Genomic DNA, 17,697 nt, shown 5'->3' on the forward strand with positions numbered 1-17,697 from the left:
AGACCCGGTTTACTTGTTGCGAATCGAGCAAGGAGGGCATCAATAGTTGGCGCTTGAAAATTTGAGGGCGCCCAATGCTCACCAACAGCCGCGACATCATCCGCCGCCTCGAAAAAGAAGGCTGGCGACTCGTGCGCTCGAAAGGTTCACACCATCAATTCAAGCATCCCGCAAAGCCCGGCCGCATAACCGTGCCTCATCCGAAAAAAGACATGCCGCCGAAAACAATCGCTAGCATTTATGAGGGCGCCGGCTGGGCGAAAGACTGATTACTCTGCCGCCTCGCGGCTTTGCGTCCACGGCGCCGCGACCGCGATAACGATATCGGCGGCTTTCAATTGCTCGGCCCATTTGGGATCGGCGCGCAGCGCCTCGAAATCCCGCGGCTCCGGAATCGGCAGCCCATCCTCCCGCATCCCCTCGGCCCAAAGCTCCAGCGCCTCGCTCGCCATCGCGAAGAGATCGTCGATCTCATCGGCGGCGGAGAAACAGCCCGGCGCGTCGGGGAAGGTCATGCCATAGGCGCTGTTCTCGTCCTTATGGACGATCACGATATAGGGCTTCATCGGACGGCCTCTGATTTCTGCTCGCAACATAACGCGGGACGCCGCAGCCCGCTACGGCGTCGCGACGACGGGAGACCCCCCGTCATGCCCGCGCTCGTCGCGGGCATCCGCGCCCATCGCTCGCGCCGCCTCCCGGCGTGGATGGCCGGGGCAAGCCCGGCCATGACGGGCTGGCGCCACGCCATCTAGCCTCTGCCGTTCGGCATGTGGCCCCCACGCCACACTGTCGCTTTTTGCGACAAAAGCGCGCGCTTTGCGATGTGCGCCAATTAACAGCCCCACGCCCGCACGCTAGATATTGTGTCAGAACTTGGCGCGGCGCACGGCGACGCCCCGTCAATATCCTTAACCGTTTTGGTTTACGAATCCGCGCCGTATCCCGGTTTCGTGCGAGGCAGCCATGCAGGCTCGCAACATTTTTGCCCGATTCTCCCTTTCCGCCGCCGCGCTCGTCGCGGCGCTAACCGCCGCGCCGGCCTCCGCCGATCCCCGCCGCGCGGATCTTCTCGCGCCGCCCGCCGCCGTCGCGCTCACGGGCCTCGACAGGGCGCCCGCGGCGGCGTCCCTCGATCCGCTCGCGGAACCCGAGTCGCCGCCGGTCGTGGCGCTGACCGCCGCCCGCCTGCGCGTCCTGCCGCCCGAGGCGGACCGACTCAATCTCGCCCGGAGCCTGCTCACCGACGACCAGCGCGCCCTCGCGCAGGCGCTCGAAGACTGGACCGCGGCGCCCGAGCTCGCCCGCAACGCGGCCCGCCGCGCGATGCGCGCGAAGATCGCGAGCGCCTATGTCGCCCGCAATTTCGAACCCTTCTGGAGCGACGCCGGCGGCTGGCGGGAGGGCGCGGCGTCCGCCGTCTCGCGCCTGCGCGCGGCGGCCGAGGACGGACTCGACCTTCGCGGCGTGAAGATCCCGTCGACGGAGAAGGGCGCGCCCTCTGTCGCAGACGAGCTGGCGCTTTCGGAAGCGGTGGCGACTTACGCCCATCAGGCGCGCGGCGGCCGCCTCCAGCCCGAGCGGCTCTCGCGCCTCATCGGCGCAAGGACCTATCCGCCGGACCCGGCGCAGGCGGTCGCGCAGGTCGCGGCGGCCGGCTATCGCGCGAGCGAGACGCTGCAGGACTTCAATCCCCCGCATTACGGCTACCAGCAGCTGCGCGAGAAGCTGATCGAGCTGCGCGCGCATCGCGCCGGGCTGCCCGAGATGGACGAGCGCGTCGCCGCCGCCGAGGAAGGCGTCGCCCAGACCGACGCGCTGCCGCCCTCGAAAACGAAGCGCCGCCGCATGGAGACGCTGGGCGGACCCTCGACCTCGGCGCTGGAGGCCGAAATCCTCGCCAATATGGAGCGCTGGCGCTGGCTGCCGCGCGACATGGGCGACGAGCGGATCGAGGTCAACATCCCCGACTTCGAACTCGCCGTCATCCGCAACGGCATGGTGACGCATCGCACGCGCGTGATCGTCGGCAAGGAGGAGACCCCGACGCCGATCTTCTCCAACGCGATGCGGGAAATCATCGTCAACCCGTCCTGGTACGTGCCGCAGTCGATCATCCAGAAGGAATGGGGCGGCGGCGTCGGCGCGGGCTATCAGGTGTCCTACCGCAACGGACAGATGGTCGTGCGCCAGCCGCCGGGCGAGAAAAACGCGCTGGGCCGCATCAAATTCGTCTTCCCGAACGACTTCGCGGTCTACATGCACGACACGCCCTCGCGCGGACTCTTCGCCGCCTCCCATCGCGCCTTCAGCCACGGCTGCATGCGCGTGGATCAGCCCTTCGCGCTCGCCGAGGCCGTCCTTGGCCCCGGCAGCGGCTGGTCGGAGGAGCGCGTGAAGAAACTCATCGGCCCGAGCGAGCGCTACATCAATCTCGCGAAGCCGCTGCCTGTGCATGTGGTTTATTTCACGGCCTATGTGGACGAGACGGGCCGGCTCGTGCAGCGGCCGGACCTCTATGGCTATTCGGCGCGGGTGCGGAAGGCGCTGGGGCTGGGGGGCTGACGGCCGGCGCCCGGCCGCGCGCCGGGCGTTTGCCGCGGACCGTTCAAAGCCGTCACGCGGGCCGCTCACGAAGGGCCGGGGGACGCCGGCTGCGAGGAGGGCGGGCGTCCGCGACAGGTGACAAATCCCGCGAACCGATAGAAAAAGCGTCTCCTTACAGAGACGAGACCCGGTTCGCGACTCGCAATGGCTCCCCCTCCCCTTCTCGCCCTTCAGGGCGTCATGCTCACCCTCGGCGGCAAGCCGCTGCTTGAAGGCGCGGATCTTTCGGTCGCGCCCGGCGCGCGCATTGCGCTCGTAGGGCGCAACGGCTCGGGCAAGTCGACGCTGCTGCGAATCGCCGCGGGCGAACTCGACGCCGACGCGGGCGTGCGCTTCTTCCAGCCCGGCGCGAGCCTGCGTTACCTGCCCCAGGAGCCGGATTTCTCTGGTTACGCCTCGACAGCCGCCTATGTGGAGGCGGGCCTCGGGCCGCTCGACGATCCGCATGTCGCGCGCGCGCTCCTTCTTGAACTCGGCCTCACCGGCGACGAAGACCCGGCGCGGCTCTCGGGCGGCGAGGCGCGCCGCGCGGCGCTCGCCCGCGCTCTCGCGCCTGAACCCGACATTCTGCTGCTCGACGAGCCGACCAACCATCTCGACCTGCCGACGATCCTCTGGCTCGAAAAACAGCTCGCCAGCCTGCGCTCGGCCCTGGTCGTCATCAGCCACGACCGGCGATTCTTGCAGGACCTGACCCGCGAGACCATCTGGATCGACCGCGGCCGCGCCAAGCATCTCTCGCGCGGCTTTGCGGAATTCGAGGCCTGGCGCGACAAGGAGCTGGAGGAAGAAGAGAAGCAGGCCCACAAGCTCGAACGCAAGATCGCCAATGAGGAGCATTGGCTGCGCCATGGCGTCTCGGGCCGCCGCAAGCGCAACATGAAGCGCCTCGCGGGCCTCCATGCGCTGCGCGCCGAGCGTAAGAACCGCGTGATGCCCACGGGCGAGGCGAAGCTCGAGGCGAGCGAGGCGAGCGTCTCCGGGAAACTCGTCATCGAAGCGTTCCGGATCAGGAAGAGCTACGGGGAGCGCGTTATCGTGGACAATTTCACGACGCGCGTCCTGCGCGGCGACCGGCTCGGCATTGTCGGCGCCAATGGCGCGGGCAAGACGACGCTGATCAATCTGCTGACCGGCGCGCTGGCGCCCGACAGCGGCAAAGTGAAGCTCGGCGCGGGGTTGGAAATGGCGACGCTGGACCAGAGCCGCGCGAGCCTCAAGCCCGAAACGACTTTACAGGACGCGCTCACCGGCGGCGGGTCCGACACGGTCGAGATCAATGGCGAGCGGCGCCATGTCGTCGGCTATATGAAGGACTTTCTCTTCAAGCCCGAACAGGCGAGGACGCCCATCGGCAAGCTTTCGGGCGGCGAGCGCGGCCGCCTGATGCTCGCGCGCGCTCTAGCGAAGCCGTCGAACCTTCTCGTGCTCGACGAGCCGACCAACGATCTCGATCTCGAAACGCTCGACCTGCTCGAGGAAATGCTCGCCGATTATCCCGGCACGCTGATCGTCGTCTCGCACGATCGCGATTTTCTCGACCGCGTCGCGACGAGCGTGCTGATGAGCGAGGGCGACGGCCGCTGGGCGGAATACGCCGGCGGCTACAGCGACATGGTCGCGCAGCGCGGGCGCGGCGTCGAGGCGCGCGGGGCGCCGCCGGCCGGCGCGCCGAAGGAGAAGGCGGCGAAGGAAAAGCCCGCCGAGAAGGCGCCCGCGAAAGCGAAGCTCTCCTTCAAGGAGCAGCACGCGCTCGCGACGCTGCCCGCCCGCATGGAGGAATTGCGCGCGAAGCGTACGAAACTCCAGGCGTTGCTCGACGACCCCGAGCTCTACGCCAAGGACCCCGCGAAATTCGCGAAGGCGAGCGAAATGTTCGCCGCGGTCGAAAGCGACCTCGCGGCCGCCGAGGAGGAATGGCTCGACCTCGAAATCAAGCGCGAGGAGATCGAGGGGTAGCGGCTCACGCGCCTGCGGCGACGCGGAACAGGGCGATGAGCATGGCTCCGTAAAACCCCATCGCCAAGGCTGTTGCGAGAATCTGCACGACCACGCCTTCGAGATCGAATTCCTGTTGCATCTCCGCCTCCATCGTTTGGTTGATGAGACCTTAACCGCGAAGGGAGAGAGGCGGATGTGCGGGGGCGCACGGGCGGAGGAATGAAGCGCGGGCGTCGCGCCGGGGCGCGAATCCAGCTAGTTTCATTATCCGAGAGGACCCCCCATGCCCCTTCCCCCTCCCGGCTATTTCACCGCAGGCCTCGAAGCCGATCCCGAACTCGCCGTCGCCATCGACGGCGAGCTCGCGCGCCAGCGCGACGGGATCGAGCTCATCGCCTCCGAAAACATCGTCTCGCGGCTGGTGCTCGCGGCGCAGGGGTCCGTGCTCACGAACAAGACCGTCGAAGGCGCTCCCCACGCGCGCTACTATGGCGGCGCGCAATTCGCCGACGCCGTCGAGGCGCTCGCGATCGAGCGGGCGAAAAAGCTCTTCGGCTGCCGTTTCGCCAATGTGCAGCCGCATTCGGGCTCCAACGCCAACGCCGGCGTGTTTCTGGGCCTGCTGAAACTCGGCGACGCCATTCTCTCCATGAATGTCGCGGCGGGTGGGCATATCAGCCACGGCCATCCCGCGACGCTCACCGGCCGCGACTATCGCGTGACGCATTATGGCGTGAACCGCGACAGCGAGCGGATCGACCTCGACGAGGTCCGCGATCTCGCCCGCGCGACGCGGCCGAAAATGATCATCGCCGGCGGCTCGGCCTATCCGCGCGCCATCGACTTCGCGGCGCTGCGCGCCATCGCGGACGAGGCCGGCGCCTGGCTTCTCGTCGACATGGCGCATTTCGCCGGCCTCGTCGCCACGGGGCTTTATCCGCATCCCTTTCCACACGCCCATGTCGTGACGACGACGACTTACAAATCTCTGCGCGGCGCGCGCGGCGGCATGGTTCTGTGGAACGACGACAGCCTCTCGTCGCGCATCAACGCGGGCGTATTCCCCGGTGTGCAGGGCTCGGTGATGCTGCACGCCGTCGCGGGCAAGGCCGCGTGCCTGGGCGAGGCGCTGCGGCCGGAGTTTCGCGCCTACAACGCCGCCGCGCTCGACAACGCCCGCGCCCTCGCCGCCGCGCTCGCCCGGCGCGGTCTGCGCATCGTGACGGGCGGCACGGACATGGGTCTGATGCTGGTCGATCTCTCCGCAGCCGGCGTCACGGGCGACACAGCGGCGAAGGCGCTGGAGCAGGCGGGGCTCGCGGTCAACAAGAACATGATCCCCTTCGATCCGCGCCCGCCCGAGGCGCCCTCGGGCCTGCGCCTGTCGAGCAACGCCGGGACGACACGGGGATTCGGCGCGACCGAGTTCGAAAGGATCGGCGCTTGGATCGGCCGCATTGTGCGCAATCCGGCCGATATGCAGGCAATCGACGCGACGCGCGAAGAAGTGCTGGCGCTGTGCAGGGCTTTTCCTATTTACTAGGGGCTCACAAATTGCGGCGGTCATGGCTCCAAAATTCACGGCGCGCTTCGTTCAGTCGCTCGACAAGGTCGATGCGGCCGCATGGGACGCCTGCGCCAATCCGGCGTCACTCTCCGAGGAAGACGGCGAGCGCTTCAATCCCTTCGTCGCGCACGCCTTCCTGAACGCGTTGGAGCGCTCCGGCTCGGTGGGGCGGGACGCGGGCTGGTCGCCGGTTCATGTACTGGTGGAGGATGACGGCCGCCTCGTCGCCTGCGCGCCCGCTTATCTCAAGACGCACAGCCTCGGGGAATATGTCTTCGACCGGAGCTGGGCGCAGGCCTATGAGCGGGCGGGCGGCGCCTATTATCCGAAAATTCAGGTGGCGGCGCCTTTCACGCCCGTGACGGGCCGGCGTCTTCTCGTCGCGCCTGAGGCGCCAGAGGGCGCGCGGACGGCTTTGATCGCGGCGCTGCGCGGCTTGCGCAGGGCGGCGCAGGCCTCCTCTATTCATGTCACCTATCCGACGAAAGGCGACGCCGAGGCGCTGCGCGACGCGGGCTTCACGCTGCGCGCGGGCGAGCAGTTTCATTTCATTAATGACGGCTACGCAAATTTCGACGATTTCCTGCGCGCGCTCTCCTCCCGCAAGCGCAAGAGCGTGAAGCGCGAAAGGCGCGAGGCCCTGGGCGACGATCTCGCCATCGAGCGTCTCATCGGCGCCGAGATCGAGCCCCATCACTGGGACGCTTTCTTCGCCTTCTATATGGACACGGGCGCGCGCAAATGGGGGCGGCCCTATCTTACGCGCTCTTTCTTCGATCTCATCGGCGCGGCTATGGCGGAGCGCATTTTGCTCGTCATGGTGAAGCAGGGCGCGGATTATGTCGCGGGGGCGATCAATTTCCTCGGCGACGACGCCGTTTACGGCCGCAACTGGGGCGCGCTGATCGAGCGGCCGTTCCTGCATTTCGAGGTGTGTTATTATCAGGCCATCGACTACGCCATCCGCCACGGCTACAGGCGCGTCGAGGCGGGCGCGCAGGGCGAGCACAAGCTCGCGCGCGGCTACCGCCCCGTCGTCACATGGTCGGCGCATGATTTCGCGGATGCGGGTTTCGCAGCCGCCGTCGCGGATTTCTGCCGGCGCGAGCGAAAGGCGCTCGACGATCTGATGAGGGAACAGTTGGACGCGCTGCCCTTTCGCAATCCGGAACATGAGCGCAGGGAGGAAATTGACGCATGAGCGAGATCCCACGCCCGCCGCTGCCGCCCTTCATCCGCGAAACCGCGATCCGGAAAGTGCGCATGGCCGAAGACGCCTGGAACACGCGCGACCCCGAGCGCGTCGCGCTGGCCTATACGGTGGACAGCCGCTGGCGCAACCGCGCGGGGTTTCCTTCCGGGCGCGCAGAGATCGTCGAATTTCTGAAGCGCAAATGGGCGCGCGAACTCGACTACCGGCTCATCAAGGAGCTGTGAACGTTTGCGGACGATCGCATCGCCGTGCGCTCCGCCTATGAATGGCGCGACGACGCGGGCGACTGGTTCCGGTCCTACGGCAACGAGAATTGGGAGTTCGACGAAAACGGCCTCATGCGCTTGCGCTATGCGAGCATCAACGATCTGCCGATCCGAGAGTTCGGAGCGCAAATATCATTGGCCGCCGGGCCCGCGTCCCGCGGACCATCCGGGTCTCTCCGAACTGGGGCTGTGAGACGCCTTTCGGCTGCGAGAACGCGGCGCCTTTTGCGGCTCGGGGCGCGAAACGCCATCTCCGCGCTATCGGAAGAAGACTAAGAGGGAGCGTTCGCCATGCAAACGACGATCAGAAAATCCGCGGATCGGGGAACGGCGCGCCTCGGCTGGCTCGACAGCCGCCACAGCTTTTCCTTCGGCGGCTATTTCGACCCGGCGCATATGGGTTTCGGCCCGCTGCGCGTCATCAACGAGGACCGCGTCGCCCCCGGCGGCGGCTTCCCGACCCATCCGCATCGCGACATGGAGATCGTCTCCTATGTGCTCGACGGCGCGCTGGCGCACAAGGACAGTCTCGGCGCGGCTTCGGTGATCCGGCCGGGCGACGTTCAGCGCATGACCGCCGGAACGGGCGTGACGCACAGCGAATACAACGCCTCGGACGAGGCGCCCGTCCATTTTCTGCAGATCTGGATCGTTCCGGAACGCGAGGGGCTCGCGCCCGGCTACGAGCAGAAGCGCTTCGCCCCGGCGGAAAAGCGCGGCCGGCTGCGGCTCGTCGCCTCGCGCGACGGGCGCGACGGCTCGATCACGGTGCATCGCGACGTAGATGTTTATGCGACGGCGCTCGCGCCGGGCGAGCGCGTCGCGCATGAGATGCGGCCGGGACGCGGCGCCTGGGTGCAGGTCGCGCGCGGCGACGTCTTGGTCAACGGCGCACGGCTCGAAGCGGGGGATGGGCTTGCGGCGACGGGCGACGGCGAACTCCTTCGCGAAGGCGGGAGCGAGTCCGAGGCGCTGCTTTTCGACATGGGGATGTAGGAACGCCGCAGGCGCGGGGGATCGACGTCCCCGGCGCCCGCCGGCTTCCGGTTGACGGCCCGCCGCCAATCCTTAGTTTCGCGCGTCGAAACGTCGCGCAAACGGAGACCACGCCGCCGTGGATGCGAGCCCGCCACTCTATTTCGGCGACGACGCGGACGCCTATTTCGCCTTCCGCCCGCCCTATCCCGGGGCGCTGTTCGACTGGCTCGCGGGCGTTGCGCCCGCGCGGGGGCTGGCGTGGGATTGCGGAACCGGCAGCGGTCAGGCCGCGTTGGGCCTCGCGCGCCATTTCGACAAGGTGGTCGCCACAGACCCGGATCGCCGCCAGCTCGCTCGCGCCCCGAGGCGCGCCAATATCGACTATCGCCTCGCCGCCGCCGAGGCCGATGTCGGTCTGACGGAGGAAGTCGACCTCGTCGCCTGCGCCTGTTCGATTCACTGGTTCGATCTCGACGGATTTTATCGTGTTGCTGCGCGGGCTCTGAAGCCCGGCGGGATCATCGCCGCCTGGACCTACGACTGGCCCTGGACCGGCCGCGCACCGCTCGACGCCGTCTTGCGTCACCTCAAGGACGACGTGCTCGGCCCCTTTTGGGGCGAGAACGCCGCACTCTATTTCGGCGGCTACAGAACGCTCCCCTTTCCCTTCGCCGAGCGGGACGCGCCCCTTTTCGAGGCTCCGATCGCGCATTCGAGCGCCGATCTGAAGCGGTTCCTCGCGACCTGGTCCGCCGTAACGAAATATCGGGCCCGTCGCGGCGCCGATCCGCTTCGCCTCGTCGAGCGGGAACTCGACGCGGCCTGGCGCGCCGATCCGCCCGCCCTGCCGTTGCGCGCGCCCCTGCACATGCGCTGCGGCGCGAAGCCCCTCTTGGCCTGAACGCCGCCGCCCGGGCGAGGCCGAAGGCAAGAACGAAAAAAGAACTTGGCATTGAGAACAAATCATGCACAATCGGGTCAGCGCCGTTGCCCCGGTCCGCCAAATCGTGCCAGAAGGGATGTCAGCTGTGAGCCAAGCCAATCTCCGCCTCGTGGAAGGATCGTCCGTGGACAAGACCAAGGCGCTGGACGCCGCCCTGTCGCAGATCGAACGGGCCTTTGGAAAAGGGTCCATCATGAGGCTCGGCAAGAATCAGAAGGCCGTCGAGATCGAGACCATTTCGACCGGGTCTCTGGGCCTCGACATCGCGCTTGGCGTCGGGGGCCTGCCGCGCGGTCGCGTCGTCGAGATTTACGGGCCGGAATCCTCGGGCAAGACGACGCTGACGCTCCATGTCATCGCGGAGGCCCAGAAGACGGGCGGGGTCTGCGCCTTCGTGGACGCCGAGCACGCGCTTGATCCCGTCTACGCCCGCAAGCTCGGCGTCAATCTCGACGAGTTGCTGATCTCTCAGCCCGACACCGGCGAGCAGGCGCTCGAAATCACCGATACGCTGGTGCGCTCCGGCGCGGTCGACGTCCTCGTCGTCGATTCGGTCGCCGCGCTCACGCCGCGGGCGGAGATCGAGGGCGAGATGGGCGACGTCCAGCCGGGACTCCAGGCGCGCCTCATGAGCCAGGCGTTGCGCAAGCTGACCGCCTCCATCGCGCGTTCCAATACGCTCGTCATCTTCATCAACCAGATCCGCATGAAGATCGGCGTGATGTACGGCTCGCCGGAGACGACAACCGGCGGCAACGCGCTCAAATTCTACGCCTCCGTGCGCCTCGACATCCGCCGCGTCGGGTCGATCAAGGACCGCGACGAGGCGATCGGCAACCAGACCCGCGTGAAGGTCGTCAAAAACAAGGTGGCGCCGCCTTTCAAGCAGGTGGAATTCGACATCATGTATGGCGAGGGCGTCTCGAAAGTCGGCGAACTCATCGATCTCGGCGTCAAGGCCGGCGTCGTCGAGAAATCGGGGGCTTGGTTCTCCTACGATAACCAGCGTCTCGGCCAGGGGCGCGAGAACGCCAAGTCCTTTCTCCGCCAAAACCCGGAAGCGGCGGCGCGCATCGAGCAGGCGATTCGCGAAAACGCCGGTCTCATCGCCGAAAAGATCCTCGACTCCGGGAACGACGACGACGCGGCAGAGTGAGCGGAACCCGCTCCCATGGCGACGAAATGCGAAAGGCCCGTTCCCCGGGCCTTTTTCATTGCCGAAACGCCTCGGGACTGGCATATCGCCCGCAATCCCGGACGTTCGGCGCCGCCGCAGCGCCCGCGCGCCCGGCGCCGTTTTCACCCGATGATCGGAAACCTGCCGATCACGCTCCAGAGAGACGCAAAGAGATGAGTGGCGTCAACCACATCCGTTCCGCCTTCCTCGACTACTTCGTCAAGAACGGCCACGAAAAGGTCGCGTCCTCGCCTCTCGTTCCCCACAACGACCCGACCCTCATGTTCACCAATGCGGGCATGGTCCAGTTCAAAAACGTCTTCACCGGCGTGGAGAAGCGCCGTCAGGCGCGCGCCGCTTCCGCCCAGAAATGCGTGCGCGCCGGCGGCAAGCACAATGACCTCGACAATGTCGGCTACACCGCCCGTCATCACACCTTCTTCGAAATGCTTGGGAATTTCTCCTTCGGCGATTATTTCAAGGAAGGCGCGATCGAACTCGCCTGGGGTTTGATCGCCCGCGAATTCAAGCTCCCTGTCGATCGCCTCCTCGTCACGGTCTATCACGACGACGACGAGGCTTTCGATCTCTGGAAGAAGATCGCCGGGTTCCACGACAGCCGTATTATTCGCATCGCCAGCTCCGACAATTTCTGGAGCATGGGCGACACCGGCCCCTGCGGCCCCTGTTCCGAAATCTTCTACGACCAGGGCGAGGCGCTCGCGGGCGGCCCGCCCGGCAGTCCGGACGAGGACGGCGACCGCTTCCTCGAATTCTGGAACCTCGTTTTCATGCAATATGAGCAGGTCGCCCCCGGCCAGCGCGCGCCCCTGCCCCGCCCCTCGATCGACACGGGCATGGGCCTTGAACGCATCGCCGCGCTGCTCCAGGGCGTGACGTCGAATTACGACATCGATCTCTTTCGCGCGCTCACCGGAGCCGTCGCCGAATTTACCGGCGCGCCCGTCGCCGGCCCGCGGGCTGCGAGCCACAGGGTCATCGCCGACCATCTGCGCGCCTCCTCATTCCTGGTCGCGGACGGCGTGACCCCCTCGAACGAGGGCCGCGGCTACGTTCTGCGACGCATCATGCGCCGCGCCATGCGCCACGCGCAGATCCTCGGCGCGAAAGAGCCCCTCATGTGGCGCCTCGTCCCCACGCTCGTCGCCGAGATGGGGCAGGCCTATCCCGAACTCCTCCGCGCCCAGGCGCTGATCGTCGATACGCTGAAGACCGAGGAAACCCGTTTTCGCGCGACCCTCGCCCGCGGCCTCGCCATTCTCGACGAAGAGACCGCCGGCCTCGCGCCCGGCGCCAAATTTTCCGGCGAAACCGCCTTCAAACTCTACGACACTTACGGATTCCCGCTCGACCTCACCGAGGACGCGCTTCGGCCGCGCGGCATCGCCGTCGACAGAAGCGCCTTCGACGCCGCCATGGAGCGCCAGCGCGCCGAGGCCCGAAAGGCCTGGGCCGGCTCCGGCGAAACCGCCACCGAGACGCTGTGGTTCGCCCTGCGCGAACGCCTCGGCGCGACGGAGTTTCTGGGCTACGACAGCGAAAAGAGCGAAGGCGTCGTCACCGCCCTCGTGCACGACGGCGCTGAAGCCTTCACGCTCAAGAAAGGCGATCGCGGGGCGATCATTCTCAACCAGACGCCTTTCTATGGCGAGTCGGGCGGACAGGTCGGCGACGTCGGCCTCATCGCCGGCAAGGGCGTCCGGTTTCGCGTTGAGAATACGCTTAAGAAACTCGGGGACGTGATAGTTCACGAGGGAGTGGTCGAGGAAGGGGAGATCGTTCCCGGACTGGCGCTTGAGCTCGAGGTCGACCACGGCCGCCGCCGGGCGGCGCGCGCGAATCATTCCGCGACGCATATTCTCCATGAGGCGCTGCGGCAGGTGCTCGGCGACCATGTCGCCCAGAAGGGCTCCCTCGTCGCGCCGGAGCGCCTGCGCTTCGACTTCACGCATCCCAAGCCGTTGAGTGCGGAGGAACTCGCGCGCGTCGAAACGCTGGCGAATGAGATCGTGCAGGACAATTCGCCGGTCGAAACGCGCGTCATGGCGCAGGAAGAGGCGATCCAATCGGGCGCGCGCGCGCTCTTCGGCGAGAAATATGGCGACGAGGTGCGCGTCGTCGCGATGGGCCGGCCCGGCCCAGGCGCAGGTCACGCCTTTTCCGTCGAGCTTTGTGGGGGAACTCACGTCGCGCGCACCGGCGACATCGGGCTGATTGCAATTGTCGGGGAGAGCGCCGTAGCTTCCGGCGTGCGCCGTATCGAAGCGCGCACGGCGGAAGGCGCGCGAACCTATCTCGTTTCGCAGGCGCGCGCGCTTCAGGACGTCGCCGCCCTGATGCGCGCCCCGGTCGACGAAGCGCCGGGGCGACTCGCCCAGCTCATCGAGGAACGCAAGAAGCTCGAGCGCGAGCTTGCGGACGCGAAACGCAAACTCGCCATGGGCGGCGCGGGCGGGAGTTCTGTCGGCGGGGAGCCCCGCGACATTGGCGGCGTCCGGCTCCTGGCTCGCGCCGTCGAGGGCATCGACGCGAAGGATTTGAAATCGCTCGTCGACGAGGCCAAGAAGACCGTCGGATCGGGAGTGGTTGCGATCGCCAGCGCCTCGCCGGACGGCAAGGCGGGCATCGTGGTCGGCGTCACGCCGGACTTGACGGAACGATTCAGCGCTGTCGATTTCGTCCGGGCCGCCAGCGTCGCCCTCGGCGGCAAGGGCGGCGGCGGTCGGCCCGACCTCGCCCAGGCGGGCGGCCCCAACGCAGCCGCGATCGGCGACGCGCTCGCCGCCGTCGAAAGCGCGCTGCGGGACAAGGCGGCTCCGTGACGGCGAGCGATCGGCGGCACTGGTATTTCCGCCTGAGGCGGCGCGTTCATGTTGTTCTGGACGGCGGCGCGCATGACCGCGTCACGCGCATTCTCCACCGCGCCCTCATTGCGCTCGTCGCACTGTCGGTTCTTTCGGTCGTTCTGGAATCGGTGCCGGAATATGAGCGGCAATACCGGCGCGTTTTTCTTGCGATCGAATATCTCGCCGTCGGCGTCTTCACACTGGAATATTTGCTGCGATTGTGGTGCGCGCCGGATCATACGCCATATTCCGATCGAACGCCGGTAGGCGCGCGGTTCGCATTCATCGCTTCCGGCTCCGCGATCGTCGATCTCTTGACGATTCTTCCGGTTTACCTCTCTTTCTTCTTCGCGGCCGACCTCCGCGTTTTGCTGATTTTGCGTCTGCTGCGATTTTTCAAGCTCGCGCGCTATTCGGCAGGCATTCGAACGCTGGTGGCGGTCATGGAAGCGGAACGCAAAGCCCTGCTGGCGACAGCGATTCTGCTATTTGGCGCCGTGCTGTTTTCCGCGACCGCCATCCATCTTGCGGAACACGACGCGCAGCCCAAGAATTTCGGCTCGATTCCCGCCGCTATGTGGTGGGCGATCGTTACGATCACCACGGTGGGTTACGGCGACGTCACGCCCTTGACGCCGGCCGGACGCATGATCGCCGCGATCACCATGGTCGCGGGCTATGTGATGCTAGGCCTTCCGGTCGGCATCGTCGCCACAGCCTTCGCGGAGGAAATTCACCGGCGGGAATTCGTCGTTACCTGGAGCATGGTCGCAAGCGTGCCCCTCTTTCGCACGCTCAACGCATCGGCGATTGCGGAAATCATGCGCTATCTCAGCGCGCAATCCGTTCCGGCCGGCACATTAATCGTGCGCCGCGGGGAGATGGCGCAATCCATGTATTTCATCGCAGAAGGCGAAGTGGAGATCGAACTGCCCGGAGAGTCCGTGCGGCTGGGGCCTGGACAGTTCTTCGGCGAGATCGCCATCTTACACAAGACGCTGCGAACGGCCAATGTGCGCGCGACGGAGCCGACGAAGCTCCTGATCCTCGACGCCTATGATTTGCAGACGTTGATCAACCGCAACCCGGAGATCGGCGAGGCCATCAGGACGGTCGCGGCGACGCGATCGGAACTGGCGCCGGAAGAGCAGCGCGGCGACATCATCGAGGCGGAACTCGAAGAGCCGTTGCCGCCGCGTGCGCCGACAGAGGAAAACTAGGCGGCGACGGAGGCCCGCATTTCCTCTAGCTGGGCGAGCTTTTCCGCCGCGACCCGGCGCGCCTCGTCGCTCTTGGCGTCGGCCAAATCTTCCCTGGCGTCTTTGATGTCGCCATCGAGCTTGGCGAGGTCGATGTCGGCGAGCGGGACGGCAAGCTCGGCGAGGATCGTGAAGCCGTCTGCGTTGACGTCCGCGAAGCCGCCGCGCACGAACAGCTTCTCGACCTTTCCGTCGCCGCCCGCGACGGTGACCACCCCGGACTTCAGCGTTGTCATCACTGGCGCATGGTCTTTGAGAACCGTGAACTGGCCCTCTGCGCCGGGCGCCGCCACGCTTTCGACGTCGCCCGAAAACAGGAGCTTCTCGGGGGAAACGAGTTCGAAGTGGAAAGCGGCCATGTCAGTCTCCGGCGGCGCTGAACGTCACAACCGATTGGCCGGCGTTCCCCCGGCCGTCAGTTTTTTGGCGAATGCGGAGCGGGCGCTTTCCCACTCCGCGCGTTTCATTGGCTCAGGCCGCTTCCTTGGCGAGCTTGGCGGCCTTTTCGATCGCCTCCTCGATGGAGCCCACCATATAGAAGGCGGCCTCCGGAAGATGATCGTATTCGCCCTCGACGAGTCCCTTGAAGCCCTTGATCGTATCGGAAAGGGCGACCAGCTTGCCCGGCGAGCCGGTGAAGACTTCGGCGACGTGGAAGGGCTGCGACAGGAAGCGCTCGATCTTGCGGGCGCGGGCGACGACCAGCTTGTCCTCTTCGGAGAGCTCGTCCATGCCGAGGATCGCGATGATGTCCTGCAGCGACTTGTAGCGCTGAAGGGTCGACTGCACCTTGCGGGCGACTTCATAATGCTCCTCGCCGACAATCGCCGGCGACAGCATGCGCGAGGTCGAGTCGAGCGGGTCGACGGCCGGATAGATGCCCTTTTCCGCGATCGAGCGCGACAGAACGGTCGTGGCGTCGAGATGGGCGAAGGAGGTGGCGGGCGCCGGGTCGGTCAGGTCGTCGGCCGGCACGTAAATAGCCTGCACAGAGGTGATCGAGCCCTTGGTGGTGGTGGTGATGCGCTCCTGCAGCGCGCCCATGTCGGTCGCGAGCGTCGGCTGATAACCCACGGCCGAGGGAATGCGGCCGAGAAGCGCCGACACTTCCGAGCCCGCCTGGGTGAAGCGGAAGATGTTGTCGACGAAGAAGAGCACGTCCTGGCCCTGGTCGCGGAAGTGCTCGGCGACGGTCAGGCCCGTCAGGGCGACGCGCGCGCGGGCGCCCGGCGGCTCGTTCATCTGGCCGTAGACAAGCGCGGCCTTGGAGCCAGCCGCGGAGCCGTTGACGGGCTTCTTGTTGACGCCGCCCTCGATCATCTCGTGATAGAGGTCGTTGCCCTCGCGGGTGCGCTCGCCGACGCCGGCGAAGACGGAGTAGCCGCCGTGGGCCTTGGCGACGTTGTTGATGAGCTCCATGATGAGCACGGTCTTGCCGACGCCCGCGCCGCCGAACAGGCCGATCTTGCCGCCCTTGGCGTAAGGCGCGAGGAGGTCGACGACCTTGATGCCGGTCTCGAGGATTTGCGCCTCGGTGGCCTGCTCCGAATAGGACGGGGCGGGCTGGTGAATGGCGCGCCGGTTGGCGGTGACGAGCGGGCCGGCTTCGTCGACCGGCTCGCCGATGACGTTGATGATGCGGCCGAGGCACTCGTCGCCGACCGGAACCGAGATCGGCGCGCCGGTGTCGAATACTTCCTGGCCGCGGGTCAGGCCCTCGGACGTGTCCATGGCGATGGTGCGCACGGAATTCTCGCCGAGATGCTGGGCGACTTCGAGAACAAGGCGCTGGCCTTGGTTCGTGGTCTCAAGCGCGTTGAGGATCTCGGGCAGGTGGCCGTCGAACTTCACGTCGACGACGGCGCCGATGACTTGGGTGATGCGGCCCGTGGGCTTGTTGGCGGCCATTTTACGTCCTCGTCTATTTTAACGATCAGAGCGCTTCGGCGCCCGAGATGATTTCGATGAGTTCCTTGGTGATCATCGCCTGGCGCGACCGGTTGTAGAGGGTCGTCTGCTTGCGGATCATGTCGCCGGCGTTGCGCGTGGCGTTGTCCATCGCGCTCATGCGCGCGCCCTGTTCGGAGGCGGCGTTTTCGAGCAGCGCGCGGAACACCTGCACCGAGATGTTGCGCGGCAGGAGATCGGAAAGGATCTCGTCCTGGCCCGGCTCGTATTCGTAGGACGGCTGCGGACCTTCCTGCGCTGGCGCGTTCTCATTCGCGGCGATCTGCGCCGGGATGAGTTGCTGCGCCGTCGGGATCTGCGCGATCACCGACTTGAACTTCGAGAAGAACAGCGTGGCGACGTCGAACTCGCCCGCTTCGAACATGGCGATGACCTTCTTGCCGATCTCGTCCGCGTTCTCGAAGCCGATCGTCTTCAGGCCGCGCAGCTCGATGAGCTCCACGATCTCTTTCTCGTATTGGCGTCGAAGCTGGTCATAGCCCTTCTTGCCGACGCAGAGAATTTTCACCGTCTTGCCCTGGCCCTGAAGGCGCTGGGCGTGATCGCGGGCGAGTCGAACGATCGAGGAGTTGAATGCGCCGCAAAGGCCGCGCTCGGCCGTGGCGACGACGAGGAGATGCACGTCGTCCTTGCCATTGCCCGAAAGCAGCTGCGGACCGCCGGTGGAGACGCCGGCGGCGAGATTGGCGAGCACGGATTCCATGCGCTCTGCGTAGGGACGCGCGGCCTCGGCCGCTGTCTGCGCGCGGCGCAGCTTCGCCGCAGCGACCATCTGCATGGCCTTGGTGATCTTCTGCGTCGCCTTGACGGAAGAAATCCGGTTTCGAAGATCCTTCAACGAGGGCATGAGCGTGCTTCTTGTCTGGAGGCCGTCGCGCGCCCGCTAATGGGCGCGCGAACCGTCAGCATCG

Annotated in this window: 14 protein-coding genes and 1 pseudogene; 11 read left to right on the forward strand and 4 right to left on the reverse strand. The window is 66.5% G+C overall.

What is annotated here, in order from left to right; all coding sequences use genetic code 11:
- Positions 1–74: 74 nt before the first annotated feature.
- On the forward strand, positions 75–269 hold the full coding sequence (locus ACV959_RS16760; RefSeq protein WP_475737682.1) for a type II toxin-antitoxin system HicA family toxin: 195 nt from the start codon (positions 75–77) through the stop codon (positions 267–269).
- Here the strand turns inward: ACV959_RS16760 and ACV959_RS16765 are convergent, their stop codons facing one another.
- Positions 270–566, reverse strand: coding sequence for a type II toxin-antitoxin system HicB family antitoxin (locus ACV959_RS16765; protein WP_475737683.1), 297 nt, complete (start codon positions 564–566; stop codon positions 270–272).
- A 400-nt stretch (positions 567–966) separates the two neighbouring features.
- On the opposite strand from ACV959_RS16765, the gene ACV959_RS16770 reads away from it, so the two are divergent.
- From ACV959_RS16770 to ACV959_RS16815, 10 genes and pseudogenes are all read left to right on the forward strand, one after another.
- Entirely contained in the window at positions 967–2,565 is a 1,599-nt protein-coding gene (locus ACV959_RS16770) for a L,D-transpeptidase scaffold domain-containing protein (protein ID WP_475737684.1), read from the forward strand.
- 186 nt (positions 2,566–2,751) lie between these two features.
- Positions 2,752–4,566, forward strand: a complete 1,815-nt coding sequence (locus tag ACV959_RS16775; protein ID WP_475737685.1) for an ABC-F family ATP-binding cassette domain-containing protein — start codon at positions 2,752–2,754, stop codon at positions 4,564–4,566.
- 265 nt (positions 4,567–4,831) lie between these two features.
- Positions 4,832–6,091 (forward strand): serine hydroxymethyltransferase, encoded by a 1,260-nt coding sequence (locus tag ACV959_RS16780; protein WP_475737686.1) that lies wholly within the window; start codon positions 4,832–4,834, stop codon positions 6,089–6,091.
- Between the two features lie 22 nt (positions 6,092–6,113).
- Positions 6,114–7,316 carry a GNAT family N-acetyltransferase gene (locus ACV959_RS16785; protein ID WP_475737687.1) on the forward strand — a complete coding sequence of 401 codons (1,203 nt, stop codon included), beginning with the start codon at positions 6,114–6,116 and terminating at the stop codon, positions 7,314–7,316.
- Positions 7,313–7,787 (forward strand): annotated as a pseudogene (locus ACV959_RS16790) (nuclear transport factor 2 family protein). Before ACV959_RS16785 ends, ACV959_RS16790 begins: the two are co-directional and overlap by 4 nt.
- A 98-nt stretch (positions 7,788–7,885) precedes the next feature.
- Positions 7,886–8,590 (forward strand): pirin family protein, encoded by a 705-nt coding sequence (locus ACV959_RS16795; RefSeq protein ID WP_475737688.1) that lies wholly within the window; start codon positions 7,886–7,888, stop codon positions 8,588–8,590.
- A 118-nt stretch (positions 8,591–8,708) separates the two neighbouring features.
- The gene (locus tag ACV959_RS16800; RefSeq protein ID WP_475737689.1) at positions 8,709–9,473 is read left to right on the forward strand and encodes a class I SAM-dependent methyltransferase; all 765 of its coding nucleotides are present in this window, start codon (positions 8,709–8,711) and stop codon (positions 9,471–9,473) included.
- A gap of 127 nt (positions 9,474–9,600) precedes the next feature.
- Entirely contained in the window at positions 9,601–10,671 is a 1,071-nt protein-coding gene (gene recA / locus ACV959_RS16805; protein WP_475737690.1) for a recombinase RecA, read from the forward strand.
- 194 nt (positions 10,672–10,865) lie between these two features.
- The gene (alaS, locus tag ACV959_RS16810; protein WP_475737691.1) at positions 10,866–13,535 is read left to right on the forward strand and encodes an alanine--tRNA ligase; all 2,670 of its coding nucleotides are present in this window, start codon (positions 10,866–10,868) and stop codon (positions 13,533–13,535) included.
- Positions 13,532–14,779, forward strand: coding sequence for a cyclic nucleotide-gated ion channel (locus ACV959_RS16815; protein WP_475737692.1), 1,248 nt, complete (start codon positions 13,532–13,534; stop codon positions 14,777–14,779). The genes alaS and ACV959_RS16815 overlap by 4 nt, the downstream gene beginning before the upstream one ends.
- Here ACV959_RS16815 and ACV959_RS16820 read toward each other — a convergent pair.
- The 3 genes from ACV959_RS16820 to ACV959_RS16830 all read right to left on the reverse strand — a co-directional run bounded on the left by ACV959_RS16820 (position 14,776) and on the right by ACV959_RS16830 (position 17,633).
- Complete coding sequence (locus ACV959_RS16820; RefSeq protein ID WP_475737693.1) at positions 14,776–15,177, reverse strand: F0F1 ATP synthase subunit epsilon; 402 nt, start codon at positions 15,175–15,177, stop codon at positions 14,776–14,778. The genes ACV959_RS16815 and ACV959_RS16820 overlap by 4 nt on opposite strands.
- A gap of 112 nt (positions 15,178–15,289) precedes the next feature.
- The gene (gene atpD / locus ACV959_RS16825) at positions 15,290–16,726 is read right to left on the reverse strand and encodes a F0F1 ATP synthase subunit beta (protein WP_475737694.1); all 1,437 of its coding nucleotides are present in this window, start codon (positions 16,724–16,726) and stop codon (positions 15,290–15,292) included.
- Between the two features lie 25 nt (positions 16,727–16,751).
- Positions 16,752–17,633, reverse strand: a complete 882-nt coding sequence (locus ACV959_RS16830) for a F0F1 ATP synthase subunit gamma (RefSeq protein WP_475737695.1) — start codon at positions 17,631–17,633, stop codon at positions 16,752–16,754.
- Positions 17,634–17,697 lie beyond the last annotated feature (64 nt).

The sequence above is a fragment of the Methylocystis sp. Se48 genome (assembly GCF_056269425.1).